This is a genomic window from Paraburkholderia sp. CNPSo 3274, assembly GCF_024206475.1.
In the GTDB taxonomy this organism is placed as follows: Bacteria; Pseudomonadota; Gammaproteobacteria; order Burkholderiales; family Burkholderiaceae; genus Paraburkholderia.
In genome coordinates this window covers 88,766-100,526 of the sequence record NZ_JAMBPR010000028.1, presented here as the reverse complement: position 1 = coordinate 100,526, position 11,761 = coordinate 88,766, and the positions used below count along the sequence as shown (strand labels likewise).

Annotated in this window: 8 protein-coding genes; 6 read left to right on the top strand and 2 right to left on the bottom strand. The window is 61.2% G+C overall.

What is annotated here, in order from left to right; translation table 11 throughout:
* Positions 1-135 precede the first annotated feature (135 nt).
* From M3I54_RS20340 to M3I54_RS20330, 3 genes are read left to right on the top strand one after another with little or no spacing between them, the layout of a single operon-like run.
* The gene (locus M3I54_RS20340; protein ID WP_254339122.1) at positions 136-1,779 is read left to right on the top strand and encodes a fatty acid--CoA ligase; all 1,644 of its coding nucleotides are present in this window, start codon (positions 136-138) and stop codon (positions 1,777-1,779) included.
* Between the two features lie 36 nt (positions 1,780-1,815).
* Positions 1,816-2,280 (top strand): MaoC family dehydratase, encoded by a 465-nt coding sequence (locus tag M3I54_RS20335; protein ID WP_254339120.1) that lies wholly within the window; start codon positions 1,816-1,818, stop codon positions 2,278-2,280.
* A gap of 46 nt (positions 2,281-2,326) precedes the next feature.
* A complete protein-coding gene (locus M3I54_RS20330; RefSeq protein WP_254339118.1) occupies positions 2,327-4,033 on the top strand; it encodes an alpha/beta fold hydrolase in 1,707 nt (568 codons plus the stop codon).
* A 67-nt stretch (positions 4,034-4,100) separates the two neighbouring features.
* On the opposite strand, the gene M3I54_RS20325 is transcribed toward M3I54_RS20330, so the two are convergent.
* A complete protein-coding gene (locus M3I54_RS20325; protein WP_254339116.1) occupies positions 4,101-6,857 on the bottom strand; it encodes a LuxR C-terminal-related transcriptional regulator in 2,757 nt (918 codons plus the stop codon).
* A gap of 486 nt (positions 6,858-7,343) precedes the next feature.
* On the opposite strand from M3I54_RS20325, the gene M3I54_RS20320 reads away from it, so the two are divergent.
* Positions 7,344-7,868 carry a DsbA family protein gene (locus M3I54_RS20320; protein WP_254339114.1) on the top strand — a complete coding sequence of 175 codons (525 nt, stop codon included), beginning with the start codon at positions 7,344-7,346 and terminating at the stop codon, positions 7,866-7,868.
* A gap of 98 nt (positions 7,869-7,966) precedes the next feature.
* Here M3I54_RS20320 and M3I54_RS20315 read toward each other — a convergent pair whose 3' ends face one another.
* Entirely contained in the window at positions 7,967-10,579 is a 2,613-nt protein-coding gene (locus M3I54_RS20315; RefSeq protein WP_254339112.1) for an MMPL family transporter, read from the bottom strand.
* 203 nt (positions 10,580-10,782) lie between these two features.
* On the opposite strand from M3I54_RS20315, the gene M3I54_RS20310 reads away from it, so the two are divergent.
* Both M3I54_RS20310 and M3I54_RS20305 read left to right on the top strand, forming a co-directional pair.
* The gene (locus tag M3I54_RS20310; RefSeq protein WP_254339110.1) at positions 10,783-11,208 is read left to right on the top strand and encodes an OsmC family protein; all 426 of its coding nucleotides are present in this window, start codon (positions 10,783-10,785) and stop codon (positions 11,206-11,208) included.
* A 134-nt stretch (positions 11,209-11,342) separates the two neighbouring features.
* Positions 11,343-11,756, top strand: coding sequence for a GFA family protein (locus M3I54_RS20305; RefSeq protein WP_254339108.1), 414 nt, complete (start codon positions 11,343-11,345; stop codon positions 11,754-11,756).
* The last annotated feature ends 5 nt before the right edge of the window (positions 11,757-11,761 follow it).

Below are 11,761 nucleotides of genomic sequence, written 5' to 3'. Positions count from 1 at the left end.
TCGCTCCCCCGTTCAGGGGATGTTCCGCCCCCTTGGCCGGGCCCAAGATGACGTCATTCGGGATGTCACTGTCCACCAGCAGTACGACGAATCTGTGCCAGCCCGCCATCCACTTTCAGACTCAAGGAGAGATTGATGCAGGACGACGTGCAGAATGCGGCGCCTTCGGCCCAAGCCTATCCGCTGTTGATCAAGCAACTGCTGCATACGCCATGCGTTCAGGCGCCGGACCAGGAGATCGTCTACCGCGGGCAGCTGCGGATGACGTATTCGAAGCTGCGCGAGCGCATCGCGCGCCTCGCCAATGGCCTGAAGGGGCTCGGCGTACAGCATGGCACCACGGTCGCGGTGATGGACTGGGACAGCCATCGCTATCTGGAGTGCTACTTTGCCGTGCCGATGATGGGCGCCGTGCTGCAGACGGTCAATGTGCGTCTTTCGCCAGACGAAATCGCGTACACGATCGACCATGCCGGCGCCGAGGTGCTGCTCGTGCACACCGATTTTCTGCCGGTCGTCGAATCGATCAAGGACAAGCTCAAGAACGTGCGCACCTTCGTCTATATCGATGAGCCGGACAGTGTCGCTGCAGCGCATTCCATCGACTTCGCGGCGCAATACGAAGCGATGCTGGCGCAGAGCGAAGCGCACTACGACTTTCCCGATTTTGACGAGAACACCCGCGCCACGACCTTCTACACGACGGGCACCACCGGCTTGCCGAAAGGCGTCTACTTTTCGCACCGTCAACTCGTGCTGCATACGCTCACGCTGATGGCGGCGTTGGCGAGTCCCGTTTCCGGGCAGCGCTTCCATCGCGGCGACGTGTACATGCCGCTCACGCCGATGTTCCATGTGCACGCATGGGGCATGCCCTACATCGCGACGGTCATGGGCGTGAAGCAGGTTTATCCAGGCCGCTATGTGCCGGACCGCCTGGTGCAACTGGTGCGCGACGAAGGCGTCACGTTCTCGCACTGCGTGAGCACGATTCTCCACATGCTGCTCAACAGCGCCGAGTCCGAGTCAGTCGACTTCAGCAAGTGGAAGATCGTGATTGGCGGCGGAGCGTTGCCGCAGGGCCTTGCACGCAGTGCGCTCGAACGCGGCATCGACATCTTCGCTGGCTACGGCATGTCCGAGACGGGCCCCGTGCTGAGTCTCGCACAAGTGCCAACGGGCGGCGAGCCGCTCGATCTCGACGAGCAGGTGCGCTTGCGCTGCAAGACGGGCTTCCCGGTTCCGCTCGTCGATCTGCGCATCGTCGACGAGCAGATGGACGACCTCCCACGCGATGGCAAGGCCAATGGCGAGATCGTTGTGCGCGCCCCCTGGCTCACGCAGGGCTACCTGAAGAATCCCGAGGCCTCGGAACAGCTCTGGGCGGGCGGCTATCTGCATACGCAGGACATTGCCAATATCGACCCGACCGGCAATCTGCAGATTACCGATCGCATCAAGGACGTGATCAAGTCGGGCGGCGAGTGGGTGTCGTCGCTCGAAATTGAAAGCCTGATTTCCCTGCATTCTGGCGCGGCCGAAGTGGCGGTCATCGGCATCAAGGACGAGAAGTGGGGCGAGCGCCCCGTGGCGCTCGTCGTGCTCAAGTCCGGCGCCAAAGCGAGTGAGGACGACATCAAGGAGCACGTCATGACGTTCGCCAGGTCAGGCCGGATCTCGAAGTACGCAGTGCCGCAGATCGTCAAGTTTGTCGATGCACTGAAAAAGACAAGCGTCGGGAAGATCGACAAGAAGTGGCTGCGCGAGCAGTTCGCCTGATCGGTCATTCACAAGGTTCAAAGAGGAGTACTCGCAATGAGCATCAAGGGATACAGCATCGCCACGATCGACGATTTTGTGGGCCGCGAGCTGGGCGTATCGGACTGGGTCGTCGTCGATCAGGCACGCATTGACGCATTCGCACACTGCACCGGCGACCGGCAATGGATCCACGTGGACGTCGAGCGCGCCAGACGCGAGAGCCCGTTTGGCGGCACGATCGCGCACGGCTATCTGACGCTTTCGCTGCTGGCCGCGCTCGCCATGGAGATCGGCCTGATTCCGGAGGACGCGTCGGCAGGCCTGAACTATGGGCTGGACAAGGTGCGCTTCATGACGCCGGTGAAGGCGGGCGCCCGGGTGCGCAACCGCGTGACCCTGGTGTCGGTGGAGAAGAAGGGCGGCGGGCGAATCATCGTCAAGACGATGAACGAACTGCAGATCGAAGGCGAAGAGAAGCCCGCGCTGGTCGCCGAGACCCTCGCGATGCTCGTGGCGTAATTCGGGCGTTCAAGGACGCGAAATGCGTCGTATAAGGAGCAGGAAAATGGCGGCAACGGCGAAAGACAATTCGCATAACGAACAGATTGACGATGTCTCGGCGTCTGCAACGGAAGGCATGCTCGGCCCAAATCCGTTTGTGGGACTGCGGCCATGCGATATCCTGGCCACCGCGCAGCAGATCGGCGCGCAGGCCGTGCGGCAGCCCGCGCTGCTGGTCGAACAGGAAGCGGCGCTCGTGCGTAATCTGCTGGCCGTGCTGGGCGGCAATGCGAAAAGCGCGCCGCCCGCAGGCGACAAACGTTTCGCAGACCCCGCGTGGCAGGACAACACGTGGTATCGCATGGCACTGCAGGGCTATCTGGCTTGGCGCGACGCGCTGAACGGTTTTGTCGACCGCTCGGCGCTGGATTCGAAGAGCAAGGAGCGCGCGCAATTCGTGATGTCGCTCTTCACCGATGCGCTTTCGCCCACGAACACGCTGCTCGGTAACCCTGCGGCGCTCAAGAAGGTCGTCGATTCGGGCGGCGCGAGCCTGATCGGCGGCCTCAAAAACGCCATGTTCGACATGCTGAAAAATCAGGGCATGCCCGCGCAAGTGGACAAGAGCGCCTTCGAAGTGGGCAAGAATCTCGGCACCTCGCCGGGCGCGGTGGTGTTTCGCAACGAGGTGCTGGAGCTGATTCAGTACAAGCCGGCCACGGAGCAGGTCTATGGCCGGCCGCAATTGATCGTGCCGCCGCAGATCAACAAGTTCTACGTGTTCGACCTCTCCGAAGGCAAGAGCATGGTCGACTACCTCGTGAAAAACGAGTTCCAGGTGTTCGCGGTGAGCTGGCGCAATCCCACGGCGGCACAAAGCCACTGGGACATGGATACCTACGTCTCTGCGTTGCTGGAGGCCATCGACGCGGTGCGCGACATCACCGGCAGCGACGACGTGAACCTGCACGGTGCATGCTCCGGCGCGATGACGATATCGGCACTGCTCGGACACCTGGCGAGCCGCGGCAAAAAGATGGTCAACGCCACCACGCTGATGGTTGCCGTGCTCGACAGCACCGCCGACTCGCAGCTTGGCCTCTTCTGCACGCCCGAAGCGATTGCGGCGGCCAAGCAGAACAGCCTCGCTCGCGGCGTGCTCGCGGGCGAAGAGATGGGGCGCGTGTTCGCGTGGATGCGGCCCAACGATCTGGTGTGGAATTACTGGGTCAACAATTACCTGCTGGGCAAGGCGCCGCCCGCGTTCGACATCCTCTACTGGAACAACGATACGACCCGCTTGCCCGCGCGCTTTCATGGCCAGCTGCTCGACATTTTCACGGGTAACCTGTTCAGCAAGCGCCACGCGCTCACGGTGCTCGACACGCCTATCGATCTCTCCGAGGTCACGTGCGACACCTACGTGGTGGCAGGCATGACGGATCACATCACGCCGTGGAAGGGTGTTTACAACACGGCGCGCACGTTCGGCGGCAAGACGCGCTTCGTGCTCAGCTCGAGCGGCCACATCCAGAGCCTGATCAATCCGCCGGGCAATCCGAAGGCAAAGTACTTCATGAACCCGGAGCTGCCTGCTGATGCGGACGCGTGGCTCGCCAGCGCCACGCCCGAAAAGGACTCGTGGTGGGGCAACTGGCGCGAGTGGCTTGCAGGCCGTTCGGGCGAGCGCCGCAGCGCGCCGGCTTCGCTCGGCAATGAGCGTCACGCTGCGCTTGCCGACGCACCGGGAACATACGTTATCGAAGCCTGATGCAGCTTGTTTTACCGAGTCGTTGTGACGCCGTTCATTGTTTTTTCAACGCAGTACGAATCACGATTCAGACGCTTCCCACCAGCCCCAACGATTGCGCCCGCGCCACCGCCTGCGCGCGCTTGTCCACCGCGAGCTTCACGAAGATGCTCTTCACGTGCGACTTGACGGTCTCCGGCGCGATGCCGAGCGTGCGTGCGATTTCCTTGTTCGACTGGCCGTGCGCGATCAGCCCGATGATGTCGCGCTCGCGCGCGCTGAGCGGCTCGCGCTCCGCGTTGCGCGCGCGGGTGTCGCCTGGCTGATACAGAGCGCGGCTACCGTCCAGCAGACGATCGACGTAGGCCAGCAGGGCCTTCGCTTGCGCCTCGCCACGCAGCGCTTCGCGCACGGCCTGTAGCAATGGTACGATCTGCGGCCCCTGATCGACGATGGACTGGTAGAGTCCCGCAGGCGCTGCGGCCATCAAGACTTCGCGAAAGATCTCGACGGCTCGCGCGCTTTCGCTTGCCGCCATCCAGGCGAGCGCGAGCACCGTGCGCAGGCGCAGCGCGAGATAGTGGCCATGCCGGCCCTGGATGGTTTGCAGCTCGGCATTCAGGGTGTCGGCGGCGTCCTGCGTGCGGCCCTGCGCCATCGCGAGATACGCGCGCGCGAGTCCACGGTATGTGCCGATCTCCGCGGCAGCGGACGTTGCGGCGGCGCGGGCCGAATCCGCAAGCCGATCAAGCTGTGCGACGCTGGCGGCGGCTTCCACGATGCGGCCCTCGGCGAGATTGAGCCGCGTGCGTTCGACGAGGGCGCCGGCGCTCAGGCGGTCCCATTTGCGCGCGTAGGCCAATGCCTGCGCCCGATCGATCAACGCATAGGCCTGCACAGTATCCGAACGCGCCCCGGCGGTGCGGATCAGCATCCGGTAGGCCATCAGTGCGCTGTCGAGCAACACGGCGGCGTCGATAACGGGCATCAGGTCGCTCACCAGCGCTTCGGCTTCATCCAGCCGCCCTTGCTCGTAGCGCAACTGCCCGATCATCGGCGCGACCTGCGCGACGGCGATGGATTTCGGGCCGGCGTGTTGCTCCGCGAGCCGCATGGATTCCTGGAAATAACGCTCGGCGAGCGGGAAGTGCAGTTGCTGCATCTCCACGTGGCCCAGCAGCGTGAGTCGGTAGACCGACGCGAACACATTGCGCGAGTCTTCCTCGATCGAATACGGAACCCACGGCACCGCGTAGAGCGCTTCCAGATTTCCCATTTTCCAGTGCGCGAAGCGCACGACGTTGGAGGCCACGTTGGTGGTCCAGATGTCGGTCGATGGCCGCTTGAGGCAGCTTTCCGCAAGCGCGAGGCAGGCGTGCGCGTCGTCCTGAAGGGCAGCCACGACAGAGCGGATTGCCTGGCATTCCCAATGAACAGGGTCGGGATCGGAGCTGGACGCGGCGGCATCCTGCTCGATCGTGTCGAGCATGGCGAGCGCTTCATCAAAGCGCATGGCGAGCGCCATTCCCCAGGCGATGGCGAGCGTGACCTTGATCTGTGAGCGCATCAGGTGCGCCGGGAACTGCCGCTGCCAGCCGAGCAGCGTGAGCAGGTCGCCTTTCGTGACCAGCGCCATTGCGCAGCGGCCGATAAGCGAGACCGCCTCTTCCGTATCTCCCGCAGCGATGGCATGTCTGACCGCGTCGGTCCACAGCGCCTCCTGCGCGTACCATTGGCATGCGCGGCGATGCAGGTCGGCGACCTCGTCGCGGTGCTGCGTTTGCAGGCGCCGGTGCAAGTATTCGCCCATCAGATGATGGAAGCGAAACCAGGTGCCGTCGAGATCCAGCGGTTCGAGCAGCAACTGGCGCGCGGCGATCGACTCCAGCATGGCCTGGCTCGTCCTGACGCCGGTGATCGCCTCGCACAGCGGCGCGCTCAGCCGCTCGAGTATCGAGGTGCGCAGCATGAACTCGACCATCCCGCCAGGCAGGCGCCTGACCATGTCCTCCAGATAGGCAGCAAATGGGTGCGACGCGCCCGAGGCCGGCGCGATCTCCGTATCCGGCTTGTGTGCGGCGCGCGCGAGCACCGACGCGGAAATGCGCAATGCGGCGGCCCATCCCTCCGTGCGGGTAAAGAGCGACTTGATGCTGGACGCATGCAGCTTGCCGGGCCACTCGTGCTCGACAAAGCTGCGCGTTTCGTCGAAGTCGAAGCGCAGCGTGGAGGCGTCGAGTTCCAGCAGGCTGTTGCGGGCTCGCAGGCGGCCGAGCGGCAACGGCGGGTCTGTGCGCGTGCAGATCACCACGTGCACGTGCGAAGGCGCGTTTTCGACCAGAAACGACACCGCGTCGTGGATGGCCGGCAGGCTGATCAGATGGAAGTCGTCGAGGAAGATGCACACCTCGTCGTCGACCTCGAAGAGCTCGTTGATGAGCGTCGAGACGATCGACTGCGCGGGCACGAGCGACGCCGCTGTCGTGAGCCCGATGGCCGACGCGCCGACGTTGTCGCTAGCCTGCTGCAGGGCCTGCGCGAGGTGATAGAGGAAGCGCGCGGGCTCGTCGTCTTCGCTGTCGAGCGACAGCCACGCTACCAGTATGCCTTTCATGCGCAAGCGCTCGAGCCAGGTCAGCGCAAGCGAGGTCTTGCCAAAGCCGGCTGGGGCCTTGATGACGGTGAGACGTTTGTTCTCGGCCTGCCCGGCGAGACAGACAAGGCGCGGACGGTCGATCAGGCCCGCGGGCAGCCGGGGCGGAAAGATCTTCGTCGCGAGCAAAACGGGAGGTCTGGCCGTGACCGCCCCTCCAGTCACCGCTCCTGACGCTTCGGTCACGTGCATGGGCTGCTCCGTGTCTGCGGGTTCGCCCCGGCTGCGTCCCCTTTTTTCGCGATCGGTCATCCCTGTATCGGGGATATTGGACCGCGCCAGCCTGAGAGACCATGGCATCTAACGAGCGGTCGGGAAAATGATAGCCCAACCGCTACGAAGCTGGCGCCGTTGAGTGCGGCGAATTACGTTGCAGTGCACAAGAACAAAGCGTGGGCAATCACGGAGAATAGTTCGTTATCCAGACCATTAGGATGATTTAAAGGAGAGGAGCAGGCAATGAAAGTCCTTGTGACAGTCAAACGCGTCGGAAGATTGAAGAGGCTCTAGCGATGGTCTCACTATACAAAGGTTTAGTCCGCGGCGTCTCGTGAGCGCTTCGATTACCCGATCAGATAGCTGTTCGGGTAATGTGAATCGACCTAAGCTACCTGAACGAGATGCCGCCAGGACATACTGGCGCGAAGCAGCCGATTGCAGCCTGCAACAGGACATTCCATGAGCAAACTTTCGCCATCCGTTGGACCGCTCGACCACTCGCACGGTGCGATCGATGCGCCCGTAACACTCGTCGAGTACGGTGATTTCGAATGCCCGTATTGCGGGGCAATGCACGGCGTCATCACGGCAGTACAGCACGTGATGGGAGAGAAATTGCGATTTGTCTTCCGGCACTTCCCATTGACCGAAATGCACGCCCACGCCCTCCATGCGGCGGAATTTTCGGAAGCCGCTGCTGCCCTCGGCAAGTTTTGGGATGCACACAATATGTTGTACGAGAATCAGCGCTCCTTGGGGGATCAGAACATCGCGCAGTACGCCGCCGAGCTGGGTCTCCCTCCTCACAGTTTGACCGCTGCGTTCAGTGGCCGTTACGACGAGCGCATCCAGAGCGACTTCGCGAGCGGGATACGCAGTGGAGTGCAGGGGACACCCACACTGTTTATCAATGGCCATCTCTACGGCGGAGAGCACAACGCCCAAAGCTTGCTCGAAGCTTTGCGGGATGCAGCGAAACGCTAGCGATCGTAGCGGTGTCCGGTTTCACACATTCCTCGCGAGTCGCTGCGTCGAGTCATATCGACGCCCGCCGCCGCCGCCACTTTTACAGAGGAGCGATATCAGTCAGCTGACGCCATCGTTTTGAACTGAGCGGCGCGAGGCCGTCCCATCAACACCGGCTGAAATACCACTGCGCCAATAAGCGTAGACACAAGCGACAGCGCGAGCAAAGCACCCAGACTCGATGTTCCGGGATGATGTGAAAACCACAGGCTTCCGAACGCTGCGCCCGTTGTCGCTGCGCTGAACACAACTGCATAAGTCAGACTGGATTCCAGCAGCCGTGTTGCGCCACCTCGCCAGGCTATCACATAGTAGATCTTGAACGCGACGCCAATGCCAAGCATGAGCGGCAACGCAATGAGGTTCGCGAAGTTCAGTTGCAGGCCCATGGCTACGGATAATTCGAGTGTCAAAAGCGCAGAAACGAGCAACGGCACAACGGTTCGAAGGATGTCGCCGACCCGGCGCAGCGCAATCCATAGGATGACGACGATCGCTACCAGTGCGTATGCGCTCGCCTGGAGGAATGCCTTGATGACGAGGTCAGCCGCGTACAAAATCGAGATCGGACCTCCGATCGCATTCGGCTCCGCAGCGCTCACGGCGTTAGCGAAGCGTCTCAGCATCGCGTCATCATTTGGGTCGATACCGCTTGGGACGTTCGGGGAAATTTCCACGACCGCCTTGCCGTCGGCGGCAACCCAATCTCTCGTTAGCCCGGTCGGCAAATTGGCGCGGGTTATCTCAGCAGGATCGAGAAGAGCGGTCAACTGCGCGAGTGCGATCTTTAACGGTGCCGTCATCGCATGGTCGGCGCGGTCGCGTGTCGTGCTCGAAGCGTCGGCGAGACGGGTCAGCACTTGCGAGAGTCGCTTCGCCTCTGCGGCGCCAGGCCCGGGATGATCCTCTGCCGCAAGCGACAATTGGTTCGCCGCCCGACGCAAAGCGTCGACGCGAACGGCGTCGCTTGCCGGCGGCGCGGGCGGCTGCGCCAGGACGGGCTCCAATACCCGGGCAGCGTTTGCGATTACGGTGAGTTTCTCTGGCTGGTCTGTCGGGATGAAAGTGGTTAGCGTGACCGTTCTGCCCACCTGCGGCAGCTTTGACAAGCGAGCGGCGATCTCATCGGCTTCGGTCAGGGAATTCGCCATGACGCGTACATTGTTAATGCCTATTTCGGGCGAGTCTTTCAGAGCGAGCAGTGTTGCCATCGATTCCGTGTGTGGATCCTTGAGATGCAATGGATTGAAATCGAAGCGCAGGTGCAGCAACAATGGTGACGCGCCGAGAATGGCAACTGCTGCCACCGCCAACATGGCTTTGCGATGCCTGTCGAGGAATTCGTCGACTCCTGCAAGCTGCCGGAAGCCCGGCGATGCTCTTTCCTCTCCTGGCTGTAGCACGCTGATGAGCGCGGGCAAGAGCGTCACGCTGGTGACATAGGCGACGATCATTCCTACTCCCGCGATCTTGCCCAGTTCCGACACTCCGCGATAAGCAGTCGGAATGAACGAAAAGAAGCTAATGGCCACTGCAATGGCGGCGAGGGTCAAGCGGCCGCCTAGCGTATTTGCCGTATTCATCAATGAGGCGAAGATACGATCGTCTTTGTAGCGCTCTTCCCGATACCGCACAGTGAACTGCACACCGAAGTCGACGCCCAAGCCGACGAAGAGCACCATGAATGCGACCGAGATCATGTTGAACGCGCCCACCATCACCAGACCCAGAGCTGCAGTGATAAGCAACCCGACGACGAGGCAGATGGACACGGCAAGTACCAGTTTGGCGGACCGAAGCGCAACCCAGAGAATGCCAAGTACGACGAGAAGTGTCACGGCGCCGTTGAATGCCGCACCGTCCTGAACCGATGCGAATTCGTCATCGGCGAGCGGTTGTTCGCCGGTAAGGCGCACGTGTGCGCCAAATCGCGTATCGAGATGCAGCGAGGTCGCCGTGTCGCGTATCAATGCCGTTGCGTCGCCGCCGGCCCTCAGCGATGCGTAATTCAGCACGGGCTGCACGAGTACGAATGCGCGCGCAGGTGACTTCGTATGGGGATCGGTCAACGAACGCCATGAGAAGGCGGCGGATTGGTTCACTAGCACGCGATCTATGACATCCGCGCTTTGATCGAGAAGGGGAGCCATCTGACTCAGCTTGATCCGACCGATTTGCAGCGGCAATAGCAAGGTCGTCGTCAACAAGTTGGAGAGACCGGTCAGACTTGGGTCATGGGCGAGCGCGTTGAGCAATGAGCGCGCTTGCGTCAACTGCGACGTCGTTGACTGTACGTCGCGCAAAGACAGAAAAAGCAACCCATTGTGTTCGAAGAATGGACCGGCACCCAGTTGCGTCACTGTAACGAACCGGTGCGTGTCCTTTCGCAGCGCATTGGCAAGCTCGCTGGCGGCGGTGTCGGCGAATTCCGGCGCATTCGATTCGACCACGACGAGAACGGAGCCCCCTCGTTGCGGAAAGGCGCGATCGAACGACCTGGACAAGGCGTCCCACCGCTTGTCGACAGTCAATAGCCGGTCCGTAGCAGTGTTGATCTTGAAGTGATGGGAGACGTAATAACCGCTCAGCAGCGCAAGGACGAGCGATAACGCGATCACGCTAATCCGGTGACGGATGGACCACGAAACGATACGGAAGACCGACGACATGATGGCGAAGGTTCAAGCGCGACGGATACCGCAGTGTAGCGTAGTTATCCAGAACGTGCCGGCTCGTAGTCGAGGCGGTGCTGAACCGACGATATCGCAATCGGATGGCTTGCGTACACGCACGAGTAGCGGCGCGGATCAGCCGAATTGAATTAACGTTAGCTGGCGAAATGGTTTCGAGTCCGACAAGACAGGAGGGCAGAATGAAGCGCAAGGCATCTGCGGTCTGGGAGGGGGGGCTGAGAGACGGAAATGGCTCGATATCCACGGATAGCGGCGTACTCAAGGACACACAGTATTCGTTCTCGACCCGCTTTGAAAACGGTATCGGCACCAATCCCGAAGAGCTGATCGCGGCAGCGCATGCCGGATGTTTTTCGATGGCGCTGTCGGCTGAACTGGGTAAAGCAAACGTCAAGCCAGAACGAATCTCCACGACAGCGACGGTCACGCTCGACATGATAAATGGCGGCTTTGCGGTGACCGCTTCGCACCTGGACGTGGTGGTGAAAATCCCCGGCGGAGACAAGGCAGTGTTCGACAAGGCCGCCGCAGATGCGAAAGCCGGTTGCCCAGTGTCGAAGGTCTTGAACGCGGCCATCACGATGGACGCGAAGCTCGAGCGTTGATCGGCTCCAGGCGGGTGTGCTTTGCACGTTTTCAGATTTCGTTTCCACGAATTCATTAGCGAAGAAATTCTCCGGATGAAATGTGCTGCTGCAGTATGAAATCTCTGTTTCCCTGACTGATGAGGTAACAGGCCATGCCGAAGAAATACGCAGGTCGATGTGCATGCGGAGCTGTCAAGTTCGAGTTCGATGCCGATCCCACGTTTATTGCTGATTGCTATTGCCTGGATTGCCAGAAGGCTAGTGGTGGGGTCATGGCGACGTTTTTCGGCATTCCCGCAGATGATTTCAAGCTGCTGACCGGACAACCGCGCTCGTTCTCCTACATAGCCGACTCCGGTAAGAGGATAGATCGCAATTTTTGTCCTGAGTGTGGATCTCGACTCTTTTCAAACAATTCAGGCGCGTTTCCGGATACGGTGTTCGTCATGATCGGCAGCCTGAACAATCCCGATGGGATTCAGCCGGTGCTGGAGATGTACACGAAGCGCCGGTACAAATGGCTCAACCATCTGGATGTTCCGCAATTCACGAATATGCCGACGTGACAAGC

What these genes read in the sequence shown, in the direction of transcription:
- M3I54_RS20340 (WP_254339122.1), top strand. Translation starts at nt 136, where the DNA reads ATGCAGGACGACGTGCAGAATGCGGCGCCTTCGGCCCAAGCCTATCCG.
- M3I54_RS20335 (WP_254339120.1), top strand. Translation starts at nt 1,816, where the DNA reads ATGAGCATCAAGGGATACAGCATCGCCACGATCGACGATTTTGTGGGC.
- M3I54_RS20330 (WP_254339118.1), top strand. Translation starts at nt 2,327, where the DNA reads ATGGCGGCAACGGCGAAAGACAATTCGCATAACGAACAGATTGACGAT.
- M3I54_RS20325 (WP_254339116.1), bottom strand. Translation starts at nt 6,857, where the DNA reads ATGCACGTGACCGAAGCGTCAGGAGCGGTGACTGGAGGGGCGGTCACG.
- M3I54_RS20320 (WP_254339114.1), top strand. Translation starts at nt 7,344, where the DNA reads ATGAGCAAACTTTCGCCATCCGTTGGACCGCTCGACCACTCGCACGGT.
- M3I54_RS20315 (WP_254339112.1), bottom strand. Translation starts at nt 10,579, where the DNA reads ATGTCGTCGGTCTTCCGTATCGTTTCGTGGTCCATCCGTCACCGGATT.
- M3I54_RS20310 (WP_254339110.1), top strand. Translation starts at nt 10,783, where the DNA reads ATGAAGCGCAAGGCATCTGCGGTCTGGGAGGGGGGGCTGAGAGACGGA.
- M3I54_RS20305 (WP_254339108.1), top strand. Translation starts at nt 11,343, where the DNA reads ATGCCGAAGAAATACGCAGGTCGATGTGCATGCGGAGCTGTCAAGTTC.